Annotated in this window: 32 protein-coding genes, 1 tRNA gene and 1 riboswitch; of the genes, 7 read left to right on the forward strand and 26 right to left on the reverse strand. The window is 59.0% G+C overall.

Annotated features, from left to right (window positions below; translation table 11 throughout):
- Positions 1 to 12 precede the first annotated feature (12 nt).
- The 22 genes from infA to rplC form a co-directional block, all read right to left on the reverse strand.
- Positions 13 to 237 (reverse strand): translation initiation factor IF-1, encoded by a 225-nt coding sequence (gene infA, locus ACVWVQ_RS10985; RefSeq protein ID WP_011434173.1) that lies wholly within the window; start codon positions 235 to 237, stop codon positions 13 to 15.
- Positions 238 to 367: 130 nt separating this feature from the next.
- Complete coding sequence (map, locus tag ACVWVQ_RS10990) at positions 368 to 1,141, reverse strand: type I methionyl aminopeptidase (RefSeq protein ID WP_414344308.1); 774 nt, start codon at positions 1,139 to 1,141, stop codon at positions 368 to 370.
- 38 nt (positions 1,142 to 1,179) lie between these two features.
- On the reverse strand, positions 1,180 to 1,761 hold the full coding sequence (locus ACVWVQ_RS10995) for an adenylate kinase (protein WP_011434171.1): 582 nt from the start codon (positions 1,759 to 1,761) through the stop codon (positions 1,180 to 1,182).
- A complete protein-coding gene (gene secY, locus ACVWVQ_RS11000) occupies positions 1,761 to 3,059 on the reverse strand; it encodes a preprotein translocase subunit SecY (protein ID WP_414417376.1) in 1,299 nt (432 codons plus the stop codon). The genes ACVWVQ_RS10995 and secY overlap by 1 nt, the downstream gene beginning before the upstream one ends.
- A 152-nt stretch (positions 3,060 to 3,211) precedes the next feature.
- A complete protein-coding gene (gene rplO / locus ACVWVQ_RS11005) occupies positions 3,212 to 3,664 on the reverse strand; it encodes a 50S ribosomal protein L15 (RefSeq protein WP_457508456.1) in 453 nt (150 codons plus the stop codon).
- Positions 3,665 to 3,701: 37 nt separating this feature from the next.
- The gene (rpsE, locus tag ACVWVQ_RS11010; RefSeq protein ID WP_011434168.1) at positions 3,702 to 4,238 is read right to left on the reverse strand and encodes a 30S ribosomal protein S5; all 537 of its coding nucleotides are present in this window, start codon (positions 4,236 to 4,238) and stop codon (positions 3,702 to 3,704) included.
- An 18-nt stretch (positions 4,239 to 4,256) separates the two neighbouring features.
- Positions 4,257 to 4,625, reverse strand: coding sequence for a 50S ribosomal protein L18 (gene rplR, locus ACVWVQ_RS11015; protein WP_414349593.1), 369 nt, complete (start codon positions 4,623 to 4,625; stop codon positions 4,257 to 4,259).
- Positions 4,626 to 4,656: 31 nt separating this feature from the next.
- Positions 4,657 to 5,202, reverse strand: coding sequence for a 50S ribosomal protein L6 (gene rplF, locus ACVWVQ_RS11020; protein ID WP_011434166.1), 546 nt, complete (start codon positions 5,200 to 5,202; stop codon positions 4,657 to 4,659).
- 33 nt (positions 5,203 to 5,235) lie between these two features.
- Positions 5,236 to 5,646: a 30S ribosomal protein S8 gene (gene rpsH, locus ACVWVQ_RS11025; RefSeq protein ID WP_011434165.1), complete on the reverse strand. Its 411-nt coding sequence runs from the start codon at positions 5,644 to 5,646 to the stop codon at positions 5,236 to 5,238.
- 46 nt (positions 5,647 to 5,692) lie between these two features.
- Positions 5,693 to 6,235: a 50S ribosomal protein L5 gene (gene rplE / locus ACVWVQ_RS11030; RefSeq protein ID WP_414355946.1), complete on the reverse strand. Its 543-nt coding sequence runs from the start codon at positions 6,233 to 6,235 to the stop codon at positions 5,693 to 5,695.
- A 68-nt stretch (positions 6,236 to 6,303) separates the two neighbouring features.
- Positions 6,304 to 6,702, reverse strand: a complete 399-nt coding sequence (gene rplX, locus ACVWVQ_RS11035; protein ID WP_414389715.1) for a 50S ribosomal protein L24 — start codon at positions 6,700 to 6,702, stop codon at positions 6,304 to 6,306.
- Entirely contained in the window at positions 6,702 to 7,070 is a 369-nt protein-coding gene (gene rplN, locus ACVWVQ_RS11040; RefSeq protein ID WP_011434162.1) for a 50S ribosomal protein L14, read from the reverse strand. The genes rplX and rplN overlap by 1 nt, the downstream gene beginning before the upstream one ends.
- The gene (gene rpsQ / locus ACVWVQ_RS11045; RefSeq protein WP_011434161.1) at positions 7,067 to 7,318 is read right to left on the reverse strand and encodes a 30S ribosomal protein S17; all 252 of its coding nucleotides are present in this window, start codon (positions 7,316 to 7,318) and stop codon (positions 7,067 to 7,069) included. The genes rplN and rpsQ overlap by 4 nt, the downstream gene beginning before the upstream one ends.
- Positions 7,318 to 7,539 carry a 50S ribosomal protein L29 gene (rpmC, locus tag ACVWVQ_RS11050; RefSeq protein WP_414389718.1) on the reverse strand — a complete coding sequence of 74 codons (222 nt, stop codon included), beginning with the start codon at positions 7,537 to 7,539 and terminating at the stop codon, positions 7,318 to 7,320. Before rpmC ends, rpsQ begins: the two co-directional genes overlap by 1 nt.
- A 13-nt stretch (positions 7,540 to 7,552) precedes the next feature.
- The gene (gene rplP / locus ACVWVQ_RS11055; protein WP_011434159.1) at positions 7,553 to 8,020 is read right to left on the reverse strand and encodes a 50S ribosomal protein L16; all 468 of its coding nucleotides are present in this window, start codon (positions 8,018 to 8,020) and stop codon (positions 7,553 to 7,555) included.
- A gap of 55 nt (positions 8,021 to 8,075) precedes the next feature.
- Positions 8,076 to 8,846 carry a 30S ribosomal protein S3 gene (gene rpsC, locus ACVWVQ_RS11060; RefSeq protein WP_457393083.1) on the reverse strand — a complete coding sequence of 257 codons (771 nt, stop codon included), beginning with the start codon at positions 8,844 to 8,846 and terminating at the stop codon, positions 8,076 to 8,078.
- A 42-nt stretch (positions 8,847 to 8,888) separates the two neighbouring features.
- A complete protein-coding gene (gene rplV, locus ACVWVQ_RS11065; protein WP_011434157.1) occupies positions 8,889 to 9,263 on the reverse strand; it encodes a 50S ribosomal protein L22 in 375 nt (124 codons plus the stop codon).
- A 44-nt stretch (positions 9,264 to 9,307) separates the two neighbouring features.
- Positions 9,308 to 9,589, reverse strand: coding sequence for a 30S ribosomal protein S19 (gene rpsS, locus ACVWVQ_RS11070; protein WP_414331934.1), 282 nt, complete (start codon positions 9,587 to 9,589; stop codon positions 9,308 to 9,310).
- Positions 9,590 to 9,655: 66 nt separating this feature from the next.
- A complete protein-coding gene (gene rplB / locus ACVWVQ_RS11075; protein ID WP_414374544.1) occupies positions 9,656 to 10,540 on the reverse strand; it encodes a 50S ribosomal protein L2 in 885 nt (294 codons plus the stop codon).
- Between the two features lie 49 nt (positions 10,541 to 10,589).
- A complete protein-coding gene (locus ACVWVQ_RS11080) occupies positions 10,590 to 10,889 on the reverse strand; it encodes a 50S ribosomal protein L23 (RefSeq protein WP_414330452.1) in 300 nt (99 codons plus the stop codon).
- Positions 10,882 to 11,832, reverse strand: coding sequence for a 50S ribosomal protein L4 (gene rplD, locus ACVWVQ_RS11085; RefSeq protein WP_457387573.1), 951 nt, complete (start codon positions 11,830 to 11,832; stop codon positions 10,882 to 10,884). Before rplD ends, ACVWVQ_RS11080 begins: the two co-directional genes overlap by 8 nt.
- Positions 11,833 to 11,882: 50 nt before the next feature.
- Positions 11,883 to 12,527 (reverse strand): 50S ribosomal protein L3, encoded by a 645-nt coding sequence (gene rplC / locus ACVWVQ_RS11090; RefSeq protein ID WP_414349597.1) that lies wholly within the window; start codon positions 12,525 to 12,527, stop codon positions 11,883 to 11,885.
- A gap of 466 nt (positions 12,528 to 12,993) precedes the next feature.
- On the opposite strand from rplC, the gene ACVWVQ_RS11095 reads away from it, so the two are divergent.
- The 4 genes from ACVWVQ_RS11095 (at position 12,994) to ACVWVQ_RS11110 (ending at position 17,698) form a co-directional block, all read left to right on the forward strand.
- Positions 12,994 to 15,024 (forward strand): hypothetical protein, encoded by a 2,031-nt coding sequence (locus ACVWVQ_RS11095; RefSeq protein WP_457508459.1) that lies wholly within the window; start codon positions 12,994 to 12,996, stop codon positions 15,022 to 15,024.
- Positions 15,025 to 15,092: 68 nt separating this feature from the next.
- A complete protein-coding gene (locus tag ACVWVQ_RS11100; RefSeq protein ID WP_414355954.1) occupies positions 15,093 to 16,442 on the forward strand; it encodes a methyltransferase domain-containing protein in 1,350 nt (449 codons plus the stop codon).
- Positions 16,443 to 16,611: 169 nt separating this feature from the next.
- Entirely contained in the window at positions 16,612 to 17,148 is a 537-nt protein-coding gene (locus tag ACVWVQ_RS11105) for a hypothetical protein (RefSeq protein ID WP_414355955.1), read from the forward strand.
- Positions 17,149 to 17,182: 34 nt separating this feature from the next.
- Positions 17,183 to 17,698, forward strand: a complete 516-nt coding sequence (locus ACVWVQ_RS11110) for a MogA/MoaB family molybdenum cofactor biosynthesis protein (protein WP_414374546.1) — start codon at positions 17,183 to 17,185, stop codon at positions 17,696 to 17,698.
- Positions 17,699 to 17,726: 28 nt separating this feature from the next.
- Here ACVWVQ_RS11110 and metK read toward each other — a convergent pair whose 3' ends face one another.
- Entirely contained in the window at positions 17,727 to 18,986 is a 1,260-nt protein-coding gene (gene metK / locus ACVWVQ_RS11115; protein ID WP_414349600.1) for a methionine adenosyltransferase, read from the reverse strand.
- Between the two features lie 298 nt (positions 18,987 to 19,284).
- Positions 19,285 to 19,396: riboswitch (SAM riboswitch) on the reverse strand.
- Positions 19,397 to 19,463: 67 nt separating this feature from the next.
- On the reverse strand, positions 19,464 to 19,793 hold the full coding sequence (locus ACVWVQ_RS11120; RefSeq protein ID WP_414380886.1) for a hypothetical protein: 330 nt from the start codon (positions 19,791 to 19,793) through the stop codon (positions 19,464 to 19,466).
- A 612-nt stretch (positions 19,794 to 20,405) separates the two neighbouring features.
- On the opposite strand from ACVWVQ_RS11120, the gene cobO reads away from it, so the two are divergent.
- Both cobO and ACVWVQ_RS11130 read left to right on the forward strand, forming a co-directional pair.
- Complete coding sequence (gene cobO / locus ACVWVQ_RS11125) at positions 20,406 to 20,999, forward strand: cob(I)yrinic acid a,c-diamide adenosyltransferase (RefSeq protein ID WP_049749600.1); 594 nt, start codon at positions 20,406 to 20,408, stop codon at positions 20,997 to 20,999.
- Positions 21,000 to 21,015: 16 nt separating this feature from the next.
- Positions 21,016 to 22,428 carry a cobyrinate a,c-diamide synthase gene (locus ACVWVQ_RS11130; protein ID WP_457508462.1) on the forward strand — a complete coding sequence of 471 codons (1,413 nt, stop codon included), beginning with the start codon at positions 21,016 to 21,018 and terminating at the stop codon, positions 22,426 to 22,428.
- Here ACVWVQ_RS11130 and ACVWVQ_RS11135 read toward each other — a convergent pair.
- Positions 22,425 to 23,672 carry a URC4/urg3 family protein gene (locus ACVWVQ_RS11135; protein WP_457508464.1) on the reverse strand — a complete coding sequence of 416 codons (1,248 nt, stop codon included), beginning with the start codon at positions 23,670 to 23,672 and terminating at the stop codon, positions 22,425 to 22,427. The two genes, ACVWVQ_RS11130 and ACVWVQ_RS11135, sit on opposite strands and share 4 nt — an antisense overlap.
- A gap of 485 nt (positions 23,673 to 24,157) precedes the next feature.
- Here ACVWVQ_RS11135 and ACVWVQ_RS11140 point away from each other — a divergent pair, with 485 nt between their 5' ends.
- Complete coding sequence (locus ACVWVQ_RS11140; RefSeq protein WP_011434143.1) at positions 24,158 to 24,505, forward strand: DUF1815 family protein; 348 nt, start codon at positions 24,158 to 24,160, stop codon at positions 24,503 to 24,505.
- 313 nt (positions 24,506 to 24,818) lie between these two features.
- On the opposite strand, the gene ACVWVQ_RS11145 is transcribed toward ACVWVQ_RS11140, so the two are convergent.
- Positions 24,819 to 24,891: transfer RNA gene (locus ACVWVQ_RS11145), tRNA-Glu, on the reverse strand.
- Between the last annotated feature and the right edge of the window lie 269 nt (positions 24,892 to 25,160).

The following is a 25,160-nucleotide window of genomic DNA, read 5'->3' on the forward strand; positions in this document are numbered from 1 at the left end:
CAGCTAGGGAACCTACTTTTTCTTAAGGCGGTAGGTGATGCGCCCTTTGTTGAGGTCATAGGGGCTCAGCTCCACCTTAACCCGGTCGCCGGGCAAGATCTTGATGTAGTTGCGGCGAATTTTGCCGGAGATATGAGCGAGCACGTTGAAGCCGTTGTCCAGATCCACTCGGAACATGGCGTTGGGCAGGGATTCCGTAACAACCCCCTCCATTTCAATGGCATCTTCCTTAGACAATGAGCCCTCCCAAAAACGACATAACAAACAACAGAACAATCCACAGCCGCGACGACACGCGCTGTTAAGAAATGAAAATATGCTCCACCTCTTCTATCCTAACTGTTGCAGTCCTTCATCAGGGGATCCCTTAGGACTGAAAAGGCGTGCGATCGGTCAAAATTTCTGCTCCAGACTCGGTGACCAAGACCGTGTGCTCAAACTGAGCCGACCAAGAGCCATCTACTGTGACCACCGTCCATTGGTCTGGCAACACTCGGGTTGCCTCTCCCCCCGCATTCACCATCGGCTCAATGGCCACCGTCATGCCGGAGCGCAGCTTGGGATTGGGCAGATCGCGGGTGCGATAGTTGGGAAACTGCGGCTCCTCGTGCAGGTTGCGCCCCACCCCGTGACCGACATACTGCTTCACCACAGAATAGCCCCGCCCCTCGATGTAATCTTCAATGGCACCCGAGACATCCTGAAGCCAAACGCCGTGGCGCACACAGTCGATGCCCGTCTGCAGGGCTTTGGCCGCAGTATCGATCAGATCCCGAGCTGCGTCGCTCAGAGGTTCCAGGCCGATGGTGATACAGGAATCCGCATGCCAGCCCTCGACGATGGCACCAAAATCCACTTTGACCACATCTCCCGGCTGCACCACTTTACGGGGACTGGGGATCCCGTGCACCACCTCATGGTTGACACTGACACAAACGCAGGCGGGAAAGCCGTAGTAGCCCTTGAAACTGGGCAAAGCATTGAGTTGGGCCACCCGTCTCTCAGCATAGGTATCGATATCTGCCGTAGTCCAGCCCGGCTCTAGGCGCTCCGCGATCTCCTGCAATACTTGGGCCACCACCCGACCGGCCCGCCGCATTTTCTCCACTTCGCGGCGAGATTTGATCTCAATAAGCTGCATGCCCCGCCGCTGGGAGGGATTTCCAGCTCCTGCTCTGATCACGCCGTCCTCCTGAAGCCTTCCAAAAGAGCCTGCAGATGTTCCTGTACGGATTCCATCGGCTGGTTGCCGTTGACCCGCTGCAAGCGCCCCTTGGCCTCATAAAAATCAATTAGGGGAGCCGTCTGCTGCCGATAGACCTCCAGACGCTTGAGAATCACCGACCGATCCGCATCATCGCTGCGCCCCTGTTCCTTGCCCCGGGCCAGCAGCCGGGCCACCACCACCTCATCCGGCACCTCCAAGTTGAGGACGTAGTCGTAATCTTGGCCCAGCTCTTGCAGCAGCTCTTCCAAGGCCTCTGCCTGGGCTAAGGTGCGAGGAAATCCATCCAGGATCCAACCCTGCTCCGGAGACTGCTGCAACTGCCCCTTCACCATTCCGATCAGCACCTCGTCGGGCACCAGCTCTCCCGCATCCATGTAAACCTTGGCCTGGCACCCCAGGGGCGTTTGGGCTTTCACCTCGGCCCGCAACAGATCGCCTGTGGAAATTTTGGGCGTGTGGTAAATGGCCGCCAGCCGCTCCGCCTGTGTACCTTTGCCCGCCCCCGGCGGCCCCAGAAAGATCAACCTCGGCACTACTGTTTGACCATCCCTTCGTAGCGTTGTGAGATGACATAAGTCTGGATCTGCTTGGAGGTCTCGATCGCCACCCCCACCAAAATCAGTAGCGAGGTCGCCCCCAAACCTTGGAAAGTGGTGATGCCGGTTGCCCGTTCCACCGTCGTCGGGATGATGGCCACCGCGCACAGGAACAAAGCCCCCAGCAGCGTCAGGCGGTTGAGGATCCCTTCGACATACTCGGCAGTGGCCTTGCCCGGGCGTACCCCTGGAATGCTGGCCCCCATCTTCTTCAAGTTTTGAGCCAGATCCACCGGGTTGATGAGCAAAGAGGCGTAGAAGTAGCTGAAGAAGAGGATCAGCACGAAATAGAAGGGAATGTAGAACCAGGAGGTGGGGGATAGGAAGTTGGCCACCTGCACCAAGGTCAGGTTTTGGGTGTACTGGGCCAAGGCCAAAGGCAGAGACATCACCGAGTAGGCGAAGATGATCGGCATCACCCCCCCTTGGTTTAGCCTCAGGGGCAGATAGCTTTTCTGCTCGCGGAACAGCTTGTTGCCCACCTGGCGCTTGGCGTAGACGATAGGGATCTTGCGGCTGCCTTCTTGGACAAAGACAATGCCGACAATGGTGACCAAAAAGATTGCCAGCAACAGCAAGATGCCACCGATGGTGCTGCTATCGGCACGGGCCAGGCTAATAGTCTGTCCGAGGGCACGGGGCAGAGTGGCAACAATGTTGACGAAGATCAAGAGCGAAGGGCCACTTCCCACCCCTTTCTCCGTGATCATCTCTCCCAGCCACATCACAAACATGGATCCTGCCGCCAGAGCCAAGGTGGTGGATGCCATGAAGGCCAACTCATTGGTGGTACTGGCAAACTCCCGCACCCAAAAGGAAATGCCAATGCCCTGGATAATGGCCCAGCCCAAGGTGACATAGCGGGTGTATTGAGAAATCTGCCGCCGCCCCTGTTCTCCCTCGTTTTTCTGCAGGTTCTCCAAGGCTGGAATGGCCGAGACCAGCAACTGCATGATAATTGAGGCATTGATGAAGGGCAGGATCCCAAGGGCGAAAATTCCCAAAGCAGAAATCCCCCCGCCGGAGAAGACATCCAGCAAGCCAAACACAGGGCTGTTGGCAGCTTCGGCAGCAAAGCGGGCCCGATCGATACTGGGAATGGGGATGTAAATGCCCAGTCTGACCAACAGCAGCAAGCCCAAGGTGAGAAACAGACGGCTGCGCAGGCCAGAGGCCATAGCCATCTGCATAAAGGTCTCTTGGGCAGAGGGGGCGGAACCTCGTGTGTCAACCATAGGGAAGAGAATCTCGCGGGAGCAAAGGGCAAGGTTAGCTATCTACCACTCTACGCTGCTGGTGGAGCAGTCGGCAAAATCAAAGCAAAATCAAAAAAGTGCAACTCAGCGCCACCCGGCAGAAGCCGGCCAGAGCAACGGGAAGAAGGGGTTTAGGATCCCAAAATCTCCACCCGACCTCCGGCTGCCTCGACCTTGGCTTTGGCTGAAGCAGTAATGGCCGCCGCCCTGATCGTCAGGGGCACGCTGACTTCCCCATCCCCCAAGATCTTCAGCGGGCCATCGTTGGTGGTGACGAGCCCTCGTTCCATCAGGCTTTCCAGGCTGACCTCGCTGCCGGCAGGCAGATCCGCCAAGGCGCGCAGGTTGACCAGGGTGTATTCCAGACGCCGCGTGTAGCGGGGGAAATGCTTAAGCTTGGGCAAACGCCGGTAGAGGGGAGTCTGCCCCCCTTCAAAGCCGGGCCGTGTACTGCCCCCCTTGCGGGCCTTTTGCCCCCGCATCCCCTTGCCACAGGAGGCTCCCTGTCCAGCAGAGACGCCACGACCTAGGCGCCGCCGCCGCCGCGTCGAACCTGCTTGAGGCCGAATGTCTTCCAGTCGCATGGCTACCTCTGGCTCACTTGCTCGATATACCTGTCCATCACTTGCCAAGTAGGCGGCGCACATCGATGTCTCGGTCTTGGGCCACCTGCTTGAAGGTACGCATCCGCCGCAGCGCATCGATGGTAGCACGGGCATTGTTGAGGGGGTTGCTGGATCCCAGTTGCTTGGCCAAGCTGTTGCGTACACCCGCCAGCTCCAGAACGGTGCGGACTGCCCCCCCTGCAATGACTCCTGTGCCAGGAGCTGCTGGCATGACCAAGACAGTGGCACCGCCGCCTGCCCCCTGCATGGGATGGGGTACGGACAAACCTTTGGTGAGGGGCACCTCAATCAGGTGTTTTTTACCGTCCACAACTCCCTTGCGCACTGCTCCGATCACATCGTTGGCTTTGCCTACGCCAACCCCGACTTGGCCGCGCTCGTTGCCGACCACCACCACAGCGCGGAAGCTCAACTTCTTGCCGCCCTTGACCACCTTGGTGACGCGCCGAATCTGGATGACCCGCTCTTGCCACTCGGTGGGTTGCTCTTCGCGGTTTTTTTTGCTTCTGCGACGTTCCCTCTGCTCAGCCATGTGCTATGTCCTCAGTAGCTAGAACTGTAACCCTGCTTCTCGGGCAGCTTCTGCCAAAGCCTGAACGCGCCCGTGATAGAGCTTGCCCCCCCGATCGAAAACCACGCGGGAAATGCCCATCTGTAAGGCTCGTTCAGCAACTGAGCGGCCCACCAAGGCAGCCGCTTCTTGAGTGGCTGTCCCGGTTTCTTTGAATTTTTCGCGCAGCTCCGTGTCCAAGGTGGAGGCGGAGGTTAAGGTATGCTGGGCTACATCGTCGATCACCTGGGCGTAGATGTGTCGATGGGAGCGAAACACGGCCAGGCGAGGCCGCTCGGCAGTGCCAAAGACCTTGCGGCGAATGCGTCGATGACGACGTTGGGTGGTGATTTTGCGGCTGGTTTTCATAGGACTCCGTCCCGCTTTCGCAATGGGCTATTTACTTCTTCGCTTTCCCGGATTTACCCGCCTTGCGGCGAACTTGTTCCCCTAGATAACGGATCCCTTTCCCCTTGTAGGGCTCCGGAGGCCGGACCGCTCGGATGCGGGCGGCAGTATTGCCCACCAGTTCTTTATCTGTGCCTGAGACAACAATGATGTTGTTTCCCTCAACGGCAATTTGGATGCCGGGGGGAAAGGGGATCTCCACAGGGTGACTGTAGCCGACGTTCAAAACCAACTTGCTGCCTTGGATGGCAGCCCGGTAGCCCACGCCCACCAATTCCAGCCGCCGCTCAAATCCCTTGGACACTCCGTCTACCATGTTGGCGACCAAGGTGCGGCAGAGGCCGTGCAGTTGGCGGGCAGGCCGAGAATCGTTGAGACGGCTGACCGTGAGCATCTGAGCGTTTTGCTGGACTGTGATCAAGGGCGGCAAACTGCGGGACAGTTGACCTTTCGGGCCTTTCACTGCAATGTGTTGGCCGTCGATCTGGATCTCCACCTTGGCAGGAAGGGCGATGGGGCGTCTACCGATACGGGACATGGGAAAAACTCCTGACCAGAGAAAACTTAAGGTCTAGTAGACAAGACAGAGGACTTCACCACCAATGCCCTGCTTACGAGCCTCCCGGTCGGTCATGATGCCGTTGGAGGTGGAGATGATGGCGATCCCAATTCCTCCCAGCACTCGGGGCAGCTCTTTGTGGTTGCGGTAAACCCGCAGGCCGGGTCGGCTCACCCGCTTTAAGCCATTGATGATGGGCCTGCAGTTGCGGCCTTTGCCCTTGTACTTCAATCGCAACACCACCCGGGCTTGGATCCCTTCTCCCTCCTCCTTCCATTCGCTGACGAACCCTTCCTCATGAAGAACGCGAGCGATGCTGCGGGTCATGCGGGTGGCCGGAACTGCCACCGACTCGTGCCGAGCCATGGTGGCATTGCGAATGCGGGTGAGCATATCGGCGATCGTGTCGTTGGTGTGGGCCATCAGTGCTCCTCGGAAGATCAATCAAGGAAACTCAGGGTGGGCAAAGCTAAGAGGCAAAGGGCATGCCAAAGGCTTTGAGCAGGGCACGGCCCTCTTCATCGGTTTTAGCAGTGGTCACAATTGAAATATCCATACCTCGCAACTGATCTACAGAGTCATAGTTGATTTCGGGAAAAATCAGTTGTTCGCGGATGCCCAGGGTGTAGTTGCCTCGTCCATCAAAGGCTTTGGGGCTGACGCCGCGGAAGTCACGGATACGGGGCAGAGCAATGTTGATCAGGCGATCCAAAAACGCATACATGCGCTCCCGCCGTAGGGTTACCATCAGGCCAACCGGCATGCCCTTGCGAATCTTGAAGCTGGCAATTGCCTTTTTGGCGCGGGTGATCACCGGACGCTGACCGGTGATGGCGCTGATCTCGGCAATGGAAGATTCCAGAGCCTTGGCATTTTGGGAAGCTTCCCCCAAGCCGCGGTTGATCACGATCTTCTCCAGGCGGGGCACCTGGTGGATGTTGGTGTAGCCCAACTCCTTTTGCAGCTTGGGGACGATGACGGTGTTGTAGAGGATTTGCAGACGTTGGGGCATGGTGGCTTCTCCTTGCGGCTCTGGGCTGGGTCAGAGCCAAACCAATGATGGAAAAAAGAATGTAATGCCTAGTCGAGAATCTCACCCGTTTTCTTAAGGACGCGAACCTTGCGACCATCGGCGGTGATTTGATAGCCGATACGGCTGGCCACCTCCTGCTTCTTGGAATAGGCCATCACTTTGCAGACGGGAATGGGAGCTTCCTTGGTCTCAATTCGGCCACTTTCCCCTTCTCGCTGAGGTTTGCGGTGGTAGGTAACAATGTTAACCCCTTCCACCAAAACCATGTTGCGTTCGGGAAAAACGCGCAGCACCTCGCCGATTTTGCCTTTGTCATCGCCGGAGATCACCTGCACGGTATCCCCTTGCTTGATACGCATTTTGTAGCGCAGGCTGTTGCGGTGCTTGCGAATGCCGGGGCGCCGAACTAGGCGCTGAATTTGGCTGGGTTTGAGGGGGCGAACCATCAGAGTACCTCCGGGGCCAGGGAGATGATCTTGGTGAAGTTTTTCTCCCGCAGCTCGCGGGCTACAGGGCCGAAAACACGAGTTCCACGGGGATTGCCATCATTGTTGATGATCACGGCGGCGTTGTCGTCGAAGCGGATGCACATGCCGTCAGGGCGACGTACCGTATCGACGGTGCGGATAACAACGGCCTTGACAACATCGGATTTTTTGACGGGCATGTTGGGCAGGGCATCCTTGACGACGCCGATGATCACATCGCCCAAGCTGGCGTAGCGACGGCCACTGCTGCCCAGCACGCGAATACACATCATCTTGCGAGCACCGGTGTTGTCGGCCACCGTCAGCATAGTTTGCTGCTGAATCATAGTTTCTTCACCTCCCTCAGGATTTCGGCAACTTGCCAACGCTTGGTGCGGCTGAGGGGACGGGTTTCCGTGATGCGCACCAGATCCCCTTCTTGACAGCGGTTTTCCTCGTCGTGGGCCTTAAACTTCTTGGTCTTGACGACGATCTTGCCGTACTTCGGGTGAGCAACCCGATTTTCTACGGCGACAACCACCGTTTTTTGCATCTTGTTGCTGACAACAATGCCAATCTTCTCCCGAACAGCCATTACTCCTCCTGGGTTGGGCGTTTGCCCCGCTTACGCTCTCCCTCCACAGTTAGTAGTTGCGCCAGCTTGTGTTTGCGCAGCCGGATGAGATGGGGCTGGTTCAACTGCCGCGTGGCCTGCTGCAAACGCAGCTCAAACAGCTCTTTCTTGACGGCGTAGATTTCGTTGCTCAGCTCTTCGTCCGATAGGGCACGGGCATCGGCGATTTTGGGCATGGGCATGGCTGGACTCTCCTCATACGCTGCTGGTGGCCACCTCTGAAGCCGTTGCCTGGGCGGGCTCTGGCTTTTCAAAGTCGGCTTTGGTTACAAACTTGACCTTAATGGGCAGCTTCTGAGCGGCAAGGCGCATGGCCTCGCGGGCGATGGGCTCTGCCACTCCCCCCATTTCGAAGAGGATACGGCCTGGCTTGACGACGCAAACCCAGTACTCAGGGTTGCCTTTACCGGATCCCATGCGGGTTTCAGCAGCTCGCTGAGTAACGGGCTTGTCGGGAAAGATGCGGATCCAGATTTGGCCGCCCCGCCGGACGTAGCGGGTCATGGCCCGACGGCTGGCTTCGATCTGTCGAGCTGTAATCCAGGCGGGTTCTAGGGCCACAAGGCCGTATTCCCCAAAGTTGATGCGGTTGCCACGGGTCGCTTTGCCTTTCATGCGCCCGCGCTGCTGCTTGCGGTATTTGGTGCGTTTGGGGCTTAACATGGCCGTTCCTTAAGTCAACTGCGATAGGGATCCCTGGACGTTCCGGTGTTGGCCCTCAGGCCTCCTGAGCCGAGCGATCTTCAAAGGTGGGCCGCCGCCGCTGCTGCCGACGTTTGGGCTGTTGCAGGGGAAACTTCTGTTCGTGGCGTTCCTGCCCGGGCAGAACTTCCCCTTTGAAGACCCAGACCTTGACCCCGATGATGCCGAAAGTGGTGTGGGCGAGGTGCTCGGCGTAGTCGATGTCGGCCCGCAAAGTATGCAAAGGGATCCGCCCCTCCCGCGTCCATTCGGTGCGGGCAATCTCGGCCCCGTTCAGACGCCCGGCAATTTGGATTTTGATCCCTTGTACGCCTGCCCGCTGGGCCCGTTGGATCACCTGGCGCACGATGCGGCGAAAAGCAATCCGCCGTTCCAACTGTTGGGCGATATTTTCCGCCAGCAAGGTCGCTTCGGCGTCGGCACGGGTGACCTCTACTACATTGATGCGAATGGTTCGCTCGCCACCACCTCGTGAACCAGGGCTTTGTCCCGCTAGCGCGGACAGCTCTTTCTGTAGACCTTGGCGCAAAGTCTCTAGGCCGGATCCGCCCCGACCCACGACCACCCCAGGGCGAGCAGCGCGGATCTCTAGGTCAATTTGATCTGCTTTGCGTTCAATTTGGATATCGGCCAAGCCAGCACTGCTCAATTGCTGGGTCAGGTAGGTGCGAATCTGATCATCCTCCTGTAACAGGGCTGGATAGCGGGCCGGATCGGCAAACCAGCGGCTGCGATGCTCCTTAATCACGCCGAGGCGGAAACCGGTGGGGTGGATCTTCTGTCCCATGGTGGTGTCGGTTGAAGGGTAAAGGGCTAGAAATACGGGAGGTTAAGAGGCCGTCGCCGCTTCAGCTTCCTCTATGGGCCGGACGGCGATGGTGATGTGACAGGTGCGCTTGCGAATGGGGTAGGCCCGCCCTTGGGCGCGGGGGCGAAACCGTTTCAGGACGGGCCCCTGATCAGCATAGGCCTGGCTGATCACCAGATCCCGGGGATCCAGGCCGTTGTTGTGCTCTGCGTTGGCCACCGCTGAGCGCAGCACCTTACGAACCGGCTCACAGGCAGCGTAGGGCATGAACTCCAGCAGGATGAGGGCATCGGCATAGGTGCGCCCGCGGATCTGATCCAGCACCCGCCGCACTTTGAAGGGGGACATGCGGATGTAGCGGGCTACCGCTTTAACCTCAGGGGATGAATCAGCCATGGCGCTCTCCCTCCTGCTCAATACTGTCCTACTCGTTGTTTATCTCAACGGCGGGCGGCTTTTTTGTCGCTACCCGCGTGGCCACGGAAGGTACGGGTGGGGACAAATTCCCCCAGCTTGTGACCCACCATCTGGTCAGTGATGTAGATGGGCACATGTTGCTTGCCGTTGTGAACGGCGATGGTGTGACCGATCATGACCGGCAAGATGGTGCTGGCCCGCGACCAGGTCTTGATCATGTGCTTCTCGTTGCGCTCGTTCATCTTCTCCACCTTGAGAAGCAGCTTGGCATCCACAAAGGGGCCTTTTTTCAGCGAACGTCCCATAAGAACCTCAACCGTTTGATAAGCAATTCACTGTCGAAAAAGCTTCGGGGAGCGAATGGCCAGCGGCTACTGAGCAGCCCTTCCGCCCTTGTCCCGGCGGCCTCCGCGACGGCGACCGCGCACGATGAATTTGTTGCTGGGCTTGTTGCGTTTGCGGGTCTTGTACCCCAGGGTGGGCTTGCCCCAAGGGGTGACAGGGGTACTGCGGCCTATGGGGGCTCGCCCTTCCCCGCCGCCATGGGGATGATCCACAGGGTTCATCACCGAGCCACGCACCTTGGGACGGCGCCCCAACCAACGGCTACGACCCGCCTTGCCCAGGCTGATGTTGTTGTGGTCAACGTTGCCCAGTTGGCCGATGGTGGCGTAGCACTCGCCGCGGATCATGCGGACTTCGCCGGAGGGCAGCTTGAGGGAGACATATTTGCCTTCTCTGGCCACCACTTGAGCGCCAGCCCCGGCGGCGCGAACGATCTGCCCGCCGCGACCGGGATACAGCTCCACATTGTGAACCACCGTTCCCAAGGGGATCCGCTCCAGGGGCATGGCATTGCCGATCTCAAAGGGGGCCTCTGGCCCGGCCATGATGGTGGCTCCCACCTGTAGGTTGCGGGGAGCGAGGATGTAGCGTTTCTCGCCGTCTTCGTATTCCACCAGGCAGATGTGGGCGCTACGGTTGGGATCGTACTCCACAGTTTTGACGGTCGCCGGGATCCCCCGCTTGTCGCGACGGAAGTCGATGATGCGGTAAAGCCGCTTGTGGCCACCACCGCGGTGCCGGCAGGTGATGACGCCACGGTTGTTGCGCCCTTTCTTGCGGTGAATAAATTGCAGCAGCGACTTTTCCGGTCTGGGCCGCTTGCCGTTCTCGTCACGGGACAGCTCCTCGAAGTCAGAGACCGTCATGTGACGGGTGCTGGGGGTGTAGGGTCGGAGAGTACGAATGCCCATGGCTCAGGTAGGGGTGGGGGACGGGACAACAACAGCTCAAAAGGGGCGTTCAGGTGTCCGGGAAGAGGGTGATGGAATCTCCCTCCGCCAAGGTCACGATGGCTCGCTTGGGACGGGTGCGGTAGCCCACAAAGCGGCCCACCCGCCGTTGCTTGCGCGGGAGCTTCAGGGTGTTGACGGAAGTAACTCGCACGCGGAACATTTCTTCGACGGCAGCTCGGATGAGCGGCTTGGTGGCGGTGGGCAGCACTTCAAAGACATATTTGCGCTGCTCCATCAAGGCGGTTGCCTTTTCGGTGATGACGGGGCGCAACAGGACGTCGGCCAGGATCCGCTTGCTCTCAGTCATCGCTTTCCTCCTCTGCTGGGGCTGCTTCGGCCTCTTCTACCGTTGACGGCTCTGCTCCTTGAGCCAGTTCTTCTGCTGGATCTTGGGGCTCTTCGGTTTGCTCTTCTGGCCCCTGCGGATCTGCTGGACGTCCTTGGAGGGCAGCTTGGTTTTCCTGGGCCTCAGGTTGGGCTGGGGTTTGCTCTGCTTCCTCGTGTTCGCTTTCTGGAACGGCCTGATCTTCCGGCCCATCTCCGGGCAGGGCCTGATCTTCGGCTATGTCGGCCTGAGGTGCATCCTCAGAGGGAGTCTCCAGAACTGCCGGCGCAGCATCGGATCCCCAACGGGCCTTGAGCTGCTCTAGGGCAGAAACGGTGATCAGCACCCAATCGACGTTGAGCAGATCGAAAACGTTGATCTGATCCAGGCCGATCAGCTTAACGCGGGCGATGTTGCGCACGGCCCGCTCTACGGCTTCCGAGCGTTCGGCAACGATGAGCAGAGCCGATTGATCTTCCATCACCCCCCAGCGCAGCAAAGCCTGGGCCACAGCACGGGTTTTGGGCGGGTTGAGCTGCTCCTGGAAATCCTCCACGACGATCAGGTCTTCCACCCGACTTTGCAGAGCGGTGCGCAGGGCCAGTTGCCGTTCTTTGCGGTTCATGGCCAGGTTGTATTCCCGCTTGCGGGGGCCGAAGATCACCCCCCCTTTGCGCCAAAGTGGGGAGCGGATGGAGCCGGCACGGGCCCGACCGGTGCCTTTCTGCTTCCAAGGCTTGCGACCGCCGCCGCGCACCTCAGCTCGGGTCTTGGTGTGGGCGTTGCCCTGACGAGCATTGGTCATCTGCCGGCGCAGTGCCAGATAGAGGATGTGGGCGGCTGTTTCGGGACGAGCAACTTTAAGGCTCAGCTCCGCGCTGCCCACCGTTTCCCCTTGCCAATTTTTCACCACACAACTTGCCATGGTTCCCTCGTCTTTGCGGATGCGGGTCAGCCTTTGCCAGGGATCCCTCCTTAGCGCTTGTTGCCCACCTGCTTGGCAGGGGTGATCTCCAGCAGCCCTCCTTCTACCCCGGGCACGCAACCCTTGATCACCAGCAGATCCCGCTCTGGATCCACCTGCACCAACTGCAATTTGCGGGTGGTGACTCGGCCACCTCCCAACCGCCCCGCCATGCGCATCCCCGGAAACACGCGGCCTGGGGTTGTACCGGCGCCAATGGAGCCCGGTCGGCGGTGGTTTTTGGAGCCGTGGGACATGGGGCCACGACCAAAGTGGTGGCGCTTTTGATAGCCGGCAAACCCTCGCCCGATGGAGGTACCGGCCACATCCACCAATTGGCCAGGGGAGAACATCTCGACGGTAATTTTCTGCCCCAACTGGTAGGCTTCTGGCTGGTCAACCCGGAACTCCCGCAGGTGGCGCAGCAGCTCTGTCACCCCCGCTTTGGTGAGGTGGCCCCGCTGCGCCCGCGTGAGATGCTTTTCAGTGGTGGGCAAGTAGCCCAACTGAATGGCGTTGTAGCCGTCTGTGGCCTGGGTTTTGATCTGGGTCACGGTGCAAGGCCCCGCCTGTACGACGGTAACCGGAATGGCCAGCCCCTCTGGTGAGAAGATCTGGGTCATGCCGACTTTTCTTCCAAGGATGCCAAGTGCCACAAGAACCTCCAATCGAGCCTGCACGACTCGCTTTCATCAATTCAGAGCCGACTCACTCCGACAATCAGCCGACCTTTCGCGAAGCGGGCTGTAGGCCAATGGCTCAGTCAGCCGGATAGATAGGCATACAGCAATAGCGTGGCAGCAGAAAGCTCAGAACAAGGCTGAGTCTGCCAACTCAGGCGAAAAAGCGAGGCAGGGAGAATCAGGGATCCCTGTCCCCAGAGCCTAAGATCAGCATCGGCAACGCTGATCCTCTCGCCTAGTTCACCCCAAAGTTACACGCCAAACTGCTTTTGCTAAGAGCTGCTCAGACTTGCCTGCAAAGGGGCAGTATCTGGGGTAGCAGCGCACCAGGTCGCCAAAGCGGATGGGCTTAGCTGGCAACAGAAAACGATCATAATGAAGCGAAGGCCCGTTTGTCCAGACTTTTGCCGAGAAAATGGGTTGGTTGGGGAGGCCAGCAATGGCGAGAGCAGCTCAGGCGGAAGAAAAGAGCCATTGGCGGGGGAAGCCATCTCCCTTCAAAAGTGTGATGGGCTGGGCAGGCAGTGGGCTGACCCAGGCTTGTGTAGATCACTATCGGAGATTGTTGCAGGCGGGATCCGATCCGGGCCGGGTCTTGTTTTTGGTGCGGAGTCAACGGCAAGCGGATGAGGTGTTGCGGCGCTTGCAGCAGTCCAGTTCGGGCTTGGTGGGGCCGTGGCGGATCGAGACGTTCTTGCAGCGGGTTGGGCGCTCTCTGGCCGATCATTGGCCGCAGGTGTGTGCCCGCCTTCCTCAGTTGCCTCCTCAGTTTGAGCCGATCCCCTTGGCCAAAGATCTCACTCAATTTCTCTGCGAACGAGCCTGCGCTTTGTGCCCTCGGCATGGGGAAGCCTTTGCCGGGGTCGGGCTCAAGGAGTTCCAGATCTGGGATCAGATCAGCAGTGCTGCTTATATTGCGGGGGCTTCGGGTTTGCCGGCAGAGGTGGTGGGATCCCGGCTGGCCCGGGCTTGGCCCGAGGAGGCAGATCCACGGCGGGCAGAGGCTTTGCAGGCAATGGGCTGCTGTGTGGGGCGGCTGTGGGAGGCAGCGCTTCGGTTGGGATCCCTGGATTTTGGCCTGCAAATTCGGCTGTTTGGCGAGCACATCCTGCCGCTGGCGGAGTTTTGGCAAGAGTGGGATCACCTGATTGTGGATCAGGCGGAAGACAGTTGTGCCGTGGCGCTGGAGTTTTACCGGCAGGGGCAATCCCATCTGCAAAGTCAATTTTTCAGCTACACCCTTGGTGGTGGGGTTTCCTTGACCGGGATCCCAGAGGCATTAGCTGACTTCTTGATGGCAAAAACGCAGGTTCGGTTTCTGGAGGGGAGCCATCGCGCTTCAGCAGGCATGATCCGCTTAGGGGTGCAGATTGCGCGGGTGTTGGATCCCCAGTTTTCTCATCCGCTGCCCGAGCCGCAGGGGGGAGGACTGCCGCTGGTGCAAACGCTGGAGGAAGAGACCCAGTTTGCGGCAGTGGAGGTGATGGTTGCTCAAATTCGCCGGCTTTTGGGGGCCGGGATCCCGGCCCATCGCATTGCTGTTTTGCTGCCCCGTATGGATGTGGGGGTGAGCCTGAGCTTGCAGGAGCAGTTGTCGGAAGTGCCGGTTTTGCCGATTGCCCCCTTCCCGGCCTTGATCCGCTATCCTTTGGTGCGGGCGGTGCTGACGGCAGCAGAATTGGCTCACCCTGAGTGGGGCGCTTTTCCTACTTTGCCGGCTTGGCGGCTGATGTTGAGCTGGGTGCTGGGGCTGGATCCCATCCGGGCGGCTCTGTTGGCCGAAGATACCTGGGATCCGGTGGGGCGTTCTCTGCGTCCCCGAACAGCAGTACGGCAGCCGGAGCGGGTGGGGTTTGCCAACCTGGAGCGCTACCAGCGACTGTTCGATTGGCTGCGCGGCTATCGTCCCGGCCCTTCATTGGCCGCTTTCTTCCAGCAGTTTTTTGCCGATCACTTGGCCTCGGTGATTGCTTCCCCTCAGGATCAAGAGCTGCTGCGCGTATTGATGGAAGCGGCACAACGGTTTCGTCAGGCCTTCCCTGCCGAAGGGGATCCCGCCTTTTTGGCCATGATCCGCTCGGGACAAACCCCCAGCAGCAGCCGCTTCGAACCCGATTATTCCCGCTACTTGGTAGTTGCAACTCCGGTGGCCTATATCAATCGGGGTTTGGAGGCCGATTACCAATTTTGGTTTGATATCACCAGCCCCAGTTGGTCCCGCTCTTTGTGGCATGTGCTCTACAATAGCCGTGTGCTGACGCCGGAGTGGGACGGGGAGGTTTTCGATGCAGGGCGGGATTTACAGGCGCGTCAACGCATTTTGGCCCGCACGCTGTTGAACCTCTGTTGCCGCACTCAGAAGGGGCTGTGGTTGGTGCGCTCCAATTTTAACTACCGCGGCGAGGAGAACACCAGCATTTTGGACTACCTGATTTTGAAGGGCCTGAAAGCCATGGCAGCCGTCGGCTGAGAGAGGCCCTATCCTGAAAGGGTGCTGGCAACTCAGGCCCCCAAGAAATCGGGGGATGCACCGCAGGAATGGTCAAAGGCAAAGGTTTTGGAAAAGCGGCGCAGCCGTCCCTCTCAAAACAGATCCGTCAGGCGGCAGTCCATTTCCGGCAAGGTGACTGGGCCCGTTGTCGGCAAATTTGTGAGCAGCTCCTCTCGGGTGCCGGCTCAGCTCCTGTTGGGACTGCCCAGCGGGGATCCCATTCGAATGCCGCCGACCTGTCTGATCCCGAAGCAGCCATCGCCTGGGTTCAGGCCCACGCTCTGTTGGGACAAATCGAGGAAGGAGCCGGTCGCTACCCCGCCGCCATGCTGCACTACCAGCAGGCCATTGTGAGCTGTCCACCTGCTGCGCCGGCCAGCTTAGCCGCTGAGGTTCATGCGCTGCTGGGGAGGGTGTTGCGGCAGATGGGGGAGAAAAAGCAGGCGCAATTGTTGTTTGAGCAAGCCCTGAACCGGGATCCGCAACTGCTGATGGCACGGGTGGGGTTGGCCGATCTGCTGCAGATGCGGGGAGAATTCGTGGCGGCGGTGGCCCACTACTTGCAGGCTTGGCAGGGATCCCAGCAGGAAGCGGATATCCCCTATCAAATCGGCATGTGCTTCTGGAAGCAGGGACAACCAGAGGCGGCCAGTCCCTGGTTTCGGCGGGCGCTCTCCTTGCAGCCTGAACACAGCGATGCCCGCTACATGCTGGCCATTCTGGGGGAGCTGCCCCTGCCCGACAGAACGCCTCCGGCTTGGGTCAGCCGCCTGTTCGACGAATATGCACCTCGGTTCGAGCAGCATTTGTTGGAGAAGTTGAACTACCAGGGACCAGAGGCTTTGCGGCAAGGGATCCTGGCGGTGGCAGCAGCGCAGGGATCGCCTCCTCAGTTTGAGCGGGCGCTGGACTTGGGCTGTGGTACGGGCTTGGCAGGAGCCCAGGTGCGCCCCTATGTCAAGCAGTTGTGGGGCGTGGATCTCTCTGCCCGCATGCTGGAAATCGCCCAACACAAGGGCATTTACGACCACCTGGTTCAGGGGGACTTGCTGGAGCTGCTGCACCAGACCTCAGAACGCTACGACTTGATCCTGGCGGCAGATGTGTTCATCTACCTGGGGGATCTGGCCCAGGTCTTTCCTGCCTGCGCTCGGGTGTTGAATGCCGGCGGGCTTTTGGCCTTTACCGTCGAGGTGGGATCCGCCCCCGGCTACGAGCTGGGATCCACGACGGGGCGCTTTGCCCACTCCCCATCTTACGTGCTGCAGCAGGCAGAACAAGCAGGGTTGGATCCCGTCTACCACCAAAACTTCACCCTAAGACGAGAGGGGGAAGCCGACGTACCTGGAGCCGTGTGGTGTTTGCGCCGTTCGCGTCAGCGGTGCGGAGCCCATTGAGGGAGAACACGACCTTCCCAAGCTTTCCCTTCATAGGAGCTTCACAGAAAGCCAGTTGAGGTATTCTTGAGCCAGAGTTTCCTCAGGGATCCCGGAAAGAGGAGCCTGATTTCTCGTCAGTCCCTCTGGGTTAGCTTGGGGTTAAGTTTCATTGGGCCAGGGTGGTTTGATGGATCCTGCCACCTTTCTGGAGCACTATGGGTTTGAACTGGAAGGTCAACCCGGCCAGGTTTGGGTGGAGCGCTGGGATCAGTCGTTCCCGGCCCGTTGGATCCCGGTGGCTTTGCTGGAAGCCCTCTACCAGGGGCGGTACAAGGCCACCTCTGTGGAGCAGCTTCTCCGCCTTTGGCAGCGTCGCGGCTCTCCTCATCTTACCTTTCCCCCAGAAATCGGCCAGTTCCTTTGGCAGGAGCAGCAGGAGCTGATCCGCTCTTTGGCTTCGGCTGCCCTTGCCTGTTCTCCGTTGCCGCCGGTACCCCTCGCAGGATCCCTGTTTTCCCGAGAACCGGCCATATCTCTAAACTTGTTGTTGGAGCAGTTGCAGGAGCTTCCCCCCAAGCTGCGCCGCCTGCTCGCCCAGTCCCCTCGTGCCGGTGGGACAGAGTCCTCATCGTTCGCGACAGAGGTGCAGAGCACATTCCCGGAGATTCCGCAGATGGTCGTTGACCCGCCAACTCCTGCCGAGCCTCCTCAGGGACAGTCTTGATGGGTTTGCCACCTTTTCCTCAGGGATCCCCGCCATGACCTTTCCCCTTGATCGCGACAGCGGTGCAGAGCACATTGCCTCCTTGCCCTGTGGGGTGATCACCGTCAGCGACACGCGCACCCCTGAAACCGACCACAGCGGCCAGTTCATCTGCACAGCCCTCCAGGAATCCGGCCACCGGGTGGAGAGGTATTGCATTCTCCGAGATGAACCGCAGCTCATTCGAGAGCAGGTTCAGGATTGGGCCGGATCCCTGCCGGTGATCCTGTTGAATGGCGGCACAGGCATCGCCCCCCGCGACACCACCTATGACGCCATTGAGGCTCTCTTAGAGAAAACCTTGCCCGGTTTTGGCGAGATCTTCCGTCAGCTCAGCTACGCCCAGGTCGGCAGTCGGGCCATCGCCTCTCGGGCCATCGCCGGGATCCACGGAAAGTGCTTGATCTTTTCCATGCCTGGCTCCCCAGCAGCCGTGCAACTGGCTATGCGCAGCCTGATCCTGCCGGAGCTACCCCACCTGGTTAAGCAACTGCACCAGGGCAAGCATTGAGGCAGCAGGCCGTCTTAGTGATCCCCTCTTAGGCCAAGAGGGCAGTCGCCTTGGCAAGAGCCTCCTCCCGCAGCAGAGCGGCTTTATCGGTGCGCTCCCAGGGCAGATCCAGGTGAGTTTGCCCGAAGTGACCATAGACCGCTACATTTTGGTAGAAGCGTCCCCCCCGTTGGCGGGGCAGCTCCCGCAGTTGGAACTGGGCCAAAATGGCTGCCGGCCTCAGATCGAAGTGGCGCTGCACCAGCCGCAACAGCTCTTCGTCGGGGATGCGCCCTGTGCCAAAGGTTTCCACCAAAATGTTGATGGGGCGGGCTACCCCAATGGCGTAGCTCACCTGCACTTCACATTTTTGCGCCAAGCCAGCTGCCACGATGTTCTTGGCCACGTAACGAGCCGCATAGGCAGCGCTGCGATCCACCTTGGTGGGATCCTTGCCGGAGAAGGCCCCGCCCCCATGGCGAGAATAGCCGCCGTAGGTATCGACGATGATCTTGCGTCCGGTCAGGCCCGCATCTCCCTGAGGGCCGCCGATGACAAACTTGCCGGTGGGATTGGTGAGGAAGCGGGTGTGGCTATCCGGCTTGATGGGCAGCTCGGCAAACACCGGCGTGACCACTGCCTCCCAGAGATCGGCGCGGATCCGCTCTTGCACCGCCGCCTCTTCCGTAATGGCGCCAATCGTGGGTGTGTGCTGGGTGGAGATGAGCAGGGTGTGAATGCCCACCGGGCGACCTTCCTCATAGGCCACAGTCACCTGCGTTTTGCCATCCGGGCGCAGATAGGGCAGGGTGCCGTTTTTGCGAACTGTGGCCAACTGGCGGCTGAGGCGGTGGGCCAAGCTAATGGGCAAGGGCATTAACTCAGGAGTTTCATCGCAGGCAAAGCCAAACATCAACCCCTGATCCCCGGCCCCGACCAAGTCGAATTGATCTTCCTGGGAGCCGCGACTTTCCAGGGCCACATTCACCCCTTGGGCAATATCGGGAGATTGCTCATCGAAAGCCACCAACACCGCGCAGCTTTCTGCACAAAACCCATTCTTGGCATCGGTATAGCCAATTTCGGCCACTTTGTCCCGCACCAGACGGGTGAAGTTGACCTGCGCTTGTGAGGTAATCTCCCCGGTCAACAAAACCAGGCCCGTATTGACCACCACCTCGGCGGCCACCCGACTGAGGGGATCCGCCGTCAAGAGGGCATCCACGATGGCATCGGAGATCTGATCGCAGATTTTGTCGGGGTGCCCTTCTGTCACCGACTCCGAGGAAAACAAAAACGACTTGGACAACGAACCTTCTCCTTAAAAGCTAGAACTGAGAACCTGAACAAAAAACAAGGCTCACCCGCTCGTTCATTATCCGTCGGAGAAAGAGCCAACCAGGGATCCCCAGGTGCTCCGCACCAGCCCCAACTCAGCCAGAGGAAAGGCCCAGCAACCAGCAAGCGTTCTGCACCGCTGACGCACCAGCACTGCCGCGAAGGCCTTGCCCCGCTGCCGCGACCAGAGCTATGGGAGCTGCTAAAGGATAAAGTTGCCAGAAAAGTCCCCCGCCAAAGAGGGCTATCCTCTAGAGAAAACTTTATTGCCTTTATCTTTCGGTTACTGACTAACCGCAGGAATTGGCACCGTAGCGGAGGCTTCCGCCGGGTTGCCGCAGCTTCATTGGGCCTGGTCCCTCAGTCTGCTCTGGATAAAGAACGGAACTTGTCCCTATAGTACCCCCAACCTCCGCCCATTTGTCAAAAAAATAAGCTGTGGGCGGCTTCAGCCAAACAGACCCTGCCACCAGTCTGTCCCCTGAGCGGCTTTGAGAAAGAATGCGCCGGCCAAGCCCAGGGGGGAGAGAACGCCGAGAAAGCCAACTGTCCCCAATCCCCAAGCCAAGCGGTGCAGATGCTTTTTGTCGGCAGGATTTGGCGTCGTTTCGGCTGAGATGGCCAACAGGGATCCCAAGGCTGCCAATAGGGATCCCCCCAGACCTGCAAAGTAGCTGGGCGCTAGCCACGGTTGCAACTCGGCGGCAGATACGACTTGGATGCGGGGCAAGACTTGAAAACACCCTATTGCCAGCACTGCCCAGATGAAGCAGTACATTAGCAGGCTATCTCGGAAAGCAGCAGCCGGTTCTGATACATTTACGCTGAACACTGCTGAACATCACTGTTCAACTATGCAGCGATAGCATTCTGTTTGTTTCCATTCGCGTTAGCGGGACGGAGTCCAAACAGAATGGCGGTATCCCGCAAAGCTTTGAGTAGAATACCCAAAGCGCAGTTTCCGTGTCGTCTTACTACCAATTTTCTGCTTTGCTTTGGCTACCATGTTGGCAGACTCGAAAGTAAACAGAAAGATCAACTGGTAGTAATTCGTACTGAACATATTATACATTATTTTCAGTATAGTTGAGCTTATTATTGACTAGAGTCATGCTCTCATGATCCCAGCCAATGCAACCAGATGAGGGATTAGGATGGGGGCGGTCTGCTGTGGGGAACTTGGGTTTGCCCCGACGGTCGCGCCAGTGGTGCAGTTCCCCTCAGCCTGTGTGGCGAATCTCGATTCCTTTTGATTATGGCCCAACCCGCCCTGTCTGGCTTGCCTGCACCGGCTTCCGGATCCCAACCCCCCTCGACAACAGAACTTGAGGCTGCTTGCGATAGCTCACCGGGCACAGAGGCTGACCCAAACTGGCGGCATCGCCAAAGAATGCAAAAACGCCAGCAGATCCAGCGGCAGCGTCTGTCGGGCATGCGAGATGACAAGGGCTTGATCATCGTGCACACGGGGCAGGGCAAGGGCAAGACCACGGCTGCCTTTGGCATGATCTTCCGCGCCCTCGGCCAGGGATTGTCGGTGGGGGTGGTGCAATTTATCAAGGGGGCCTGGGATCCAGGAGAAGCCAAGCTATTGCGGAAATTGGCCGAGCATCCAGAGCTGGGCCTGGGGAAAATAGCTTTTTACGCCATGGGAGAGGGCTTTACCTGGGAAACCCAAGACCGGGAGCGAGACATCGCCCATGCACAGGCGGCCTGGGAAAAGGGGCGGGAGCTGTTCACCAGCGGGGAGTTTCAGTTGGTGCTTCTGGATGAGATCAATGTCGCCCTCAAGTTGGGATATCTCTCGCCGGACAGGGTGTTGGCCGGGCTAGCGGAGAAACCGGAGCGGGTTCACCTGATCTTGACGGGGCGGGGCGCGCCGGCAGCGTTGATCGACCGAGCCGATCTGGTGACGGAGATGACTTTGGTCAAGCATCCCTTCCGTGACCAGGGGATCAAGGCGCAAATCGGCATCGAGTTCTAACCCTTGGGCAGGAAAGATGGCCATTCTGCTGGCGGCGGCAGCAAGCGGCAGCGGCAAAACCACCATCACTCTGGCTCTGTTGGCCGCTCTGAGGCGACGGGGCCTGCGCATCCAACCTTTCAAGGTGGGGCCGGATTACATTGATCCTCTGTTTCACACGGCGGTGAGCGGGATCCCCTGTCGCACTTTGGATCCCTTCTTGACCGACGAGGACTTTGTGCAGCGCTGCTTTCGCCACCATTGCCAGGGCAAGGATGGAGCCATTGTGGAGGGGGTAATGGGCCTCTTCGATGGACGAGCGCCGGGATCCCTGCCCCTCCCCGAGGGCGGAACGGAGCCTTTTTTTGCCAGCAGCGCCCATGTGGCCCGCCTGCTCGGGATCCCTGTGGTGCTGGTGATCGATGGCAGCGGCATGGGAACGACGGTGGCCGCTTTGCTCTACGGCTTGAGCCGCTGGGATCCCCGCCTCTCCATTGCTGGGGTGATTTTCAACCGGGTGGCCTCGGAGCGGCATGGACAAATCTTGCAGCAGGCAGCGGCTGCAGCGGGGATCCCGGTCTTGGGCCAGTTTCCCCGGCGGGAGGATTTGCGGTTGCCCAGCCGACACCTGGGGTTGGTGCCTGTCTCAGAACTGGATCACTTCCCCCACTGGCAAGCTGCCTGGGCCGAGCTGGCCGAGCAACACGTCAATTGGGATAGCCTATTGCCCCTCATTCGGAGGCTTCCTCCAGCGGTAGGAGAGCTGTGGCCAGGGATCCCCCCTCTCACCGAAAGGACTCCGCCCCGCCGCTGCGAACAGGTACGGGTGGCGGTGGCCCAAGACCACGCCTTTAACTTCTACTACGCCGACAACTTGGATCTGTTGCGGGCCTGTGGAGCCGAGCTGCTGGAGTATTCCCCCCTCCAGGTGGGGCTATGGCCACCGGAGCCCTGCGACGGCGTGCTGCTGGGGGGAGGGTTCCCGGAATTGTTTGCAGCACCTCTATCTGAGAGAATTAACCAACAACCTCCCCCGCCCACCCACCCACCCCTCTACGCCGAGTGCGGCGGACTGATGGTGCTGGGCCAATCCCTTACCGATTTTCAGGGAAAGACCTACCCGATGGCCGGGCTGTTGCCCATCACAGTAGACATGGCCAACCGGCTATGTTTGGGCTACCGCGAAGCTGCGGTTTTGCGCCCAACCCTGCTGGCCCCAGCCGGGGATCGCCTGCGCGGGCATGAATTTCACCGCTCCCGCAGCACCCCCATCTCCCCCAGCCCAATCTACAGCTGGGGATCCCCCGCCCAGCCTCAACAGGAAGGATGGGCCACCGAGCGTCTTCACGCTTCGTACCTGCATCTGCACTGGGGATCCCGTCCCGACCTGGCCATGCGGCTGCTGCGAAGTTTCATAAGGATTACTCGGGGCCTGCCCATCCCCTCTTAGAACACCGTGCCATCGCTGAGCAGTTGGATGGGAGGAGAAGCATCTGGCCTAAGCTGGGCAGCGATTTGCCGCCCTGCCGTCCAGGTTCCCCCTTGCAGTATTTTCACCAGGGGCAACTCCTGGGCAGAGCAGCCAAGCCTTTCCCGGATTAAGGAGGCAACTTGATCCAGCAAAATCACCGTCAGGGCTCGCCACTCCACAATCACCGTCGAATCTGGGGGATGCGGTTGCTGCCCAATCTCCGGCTGCTTGAGCTGGATCACCCCCAAATCCACAAACAGCCCCCCGTTGCGATACTCCGCCAAACCCGTCAGCTCATCCAAACCCCCGATTGGGATCCCCTCCTGCTGCAACGGCTCCAGCAGGGAATAGGTCATCCATTGGGACAACTTGTGAAAAGGCACCCAATGGCTCCCCGGCTCCGTTTGGGGCAGGTGGGGATAGGGCCAGACATCCCCCAGAGGGATCCCGGCCAGCGAGACTCGCCCAGGCCAAATGGAGCTAAACCCCCTCTGAACTGCCTGGAAGACCTGTGCTGCTTTGATCCCACGGCTGGGATCCTCGGGTTGGATTGCTTCCCACAACCGGCCAGGACGGGGAAGATTGTGACCGGATCCAAAGTAATGAGGTTGAGCCCGCAAAGTTTGTGCCAACCTTTGCAGCAGTTGCCAGCGCCCCTCCAGTCCCAGTAAAGGATTTTCCGGCCCCACCTGGAAAGCTGCTGCCAAATCCGCCAAGGTGATCCGCTCCAGGCCCGCCGCATCCACCTGCAGAGGCTGCTGGGGATCGCTGGAAAACCCACCTTGCCAGAACCAGTCGAAACTGGCCAAGGCCAAACCTTCGGAACGACCCACCACCGTCTGACTTTCTGGATCCCGGTACTTCCAGGCAGAGCCTGCCCCTGCGTCCAGCAACACGCTGACGATGGCGAGATCCCACTTGCATCGCAGCCGCTCCAGCGGATCCATGTCTTTAAGTCGATTTTCCAGACGGGTTAGGCGCTCCCCGGATCCCACCTGAAAATGTTGCCAGCGGCTGTGGAAGGGAATTTCCCCGTTGGGATAATGGGCCCGCATTGTGGTGATCACATAGTCGGCTACGGATCCCATCCGATTCAGGTCGAGGCGAAAGTGCTCTGATTCATCGGCCAAAACCCTTTCAAATAGCAACTGACAGCGATCCCGAATGGCTTGGGGACTCTGCAAATAAGCCACTCGTTTTTCCAGATCAACAGGTGTCAGCATCGAGCCGTTCCTTCTCAATTGTCCATGCCGAGAATTTTCTCAGCATAATCGGGCGGGAACCCACCTTGATCTGCATTCGTCTGCAAGCCTTGGCCCACTTGACACTCCCGCCGGTCTCTTGTCAAAAGACCGCGTCTTACTTCGCGATCGGTGAGACCCTTGCAAGAGAAAGCTTTGAGGCAACTGTCCTGCTGACACGAGCAGCCCTGAGCCATTTTGAGAAAAGACTGGGCCAAGCACTGGGTGAGGATCCCGATAGATAAGAGCATTGACTCGAGGTAAATTTTGATGTCCCTGTTAAGAGAAGTGTTGAATACTACATTTCACTGAAGTAGACTTCGCCTACTCTGTGGCCTTAACCACTTCCTTGAGGGGTTGTCGATTGTTATGATAGATGTAATCCTAGCCCTAAGCATAAATTACTAGTTAGGTCATTTGCAGCTAGGCTAAGCCCCAAAAGTGCCAATCCGTTAGGGAGGAGTGTGATGTTCACACGGTTGGCGGAACAATACCGCAGCTATGTTCAAGATCTGGTGATGAGTTTGCAGGCTCTGGCCATCGTTTTGGAGAAGCGGGGCTACCCAGCCTCTTGCTACACCTGTGGTACGTCTTTCGAGAGTGCCTCGTTTATGGTCAGTTTACGAGAGGGGCACCTAATCCGCTTTTTGGTTTCCGAATGCTCCATTAGCTGGACAGAAATGCGGGATGACCGGGAGCTTATGAAATTGGAAGGGGCAGAGGCGATTCGCCAACTGCAGGAGCTGGCAGAGCTTATCAAAGATGAGCTGTTGGTCGCCGCCACGCCGGCTGAAGCTCTGGTGGCCAGCACCTGATCCTGGCAGGCCCTAGGTCTGCTCAAACCCAAGCCGTAGCCGATTGGACAACTAAGCCTAACCTTCTAGGCCGCTGCTTTGGAGATTTTTCCCCTGTTGAGGAGTAAGGGTGGAATAGGGATCCCCCTCGACGGAGTGGCAGTTGGCTGGCTGCCCATGCCGCTTGTATGGGGATCCCAGATGACCCGCTCTCCCAGCTTGTATCTGGAGTGGTTTGTGGCGGCAAAGCCTCTCTGAGTAAAGTCTGAGTAAGGTGTCGCCGCTGCCAGGGATCCCGTGTCGACGGGCTCAGTCTCTCATGGCTCTTACGCAATACCCCCAAGGGGATTCGAACCCCTGTCGCATCCGTGAAAGGGATGTGTCCTAGGCCTCTAGACGATGGGGGCGCTCTCCGACAAGGCGATCCTAATCTTAAAGAAAGATAAGTAAGCTTGTCAACCTTTTAATCTGCATCCCCAGACCCACGCCCTGCCAAGTTCAGAATCAAGATCCCCAGCAAAGCCAGGCTCAGCAGGCTGGCAATCACAATCGGTTCATCTGGGATCACGTCCATCTTGGCTTCACCAAATTTTCGGGCTGGAGGCCCGCACCATAGCCGCAGGCTTGGTGTCGGGAGGAAAGCCCTCCTCCATATAGGTTTGCTGGTCAAAAGTCT

It is taken from the genome of Thermostichus sp. MS-CIW-36, from assembly GCF_054059035.1.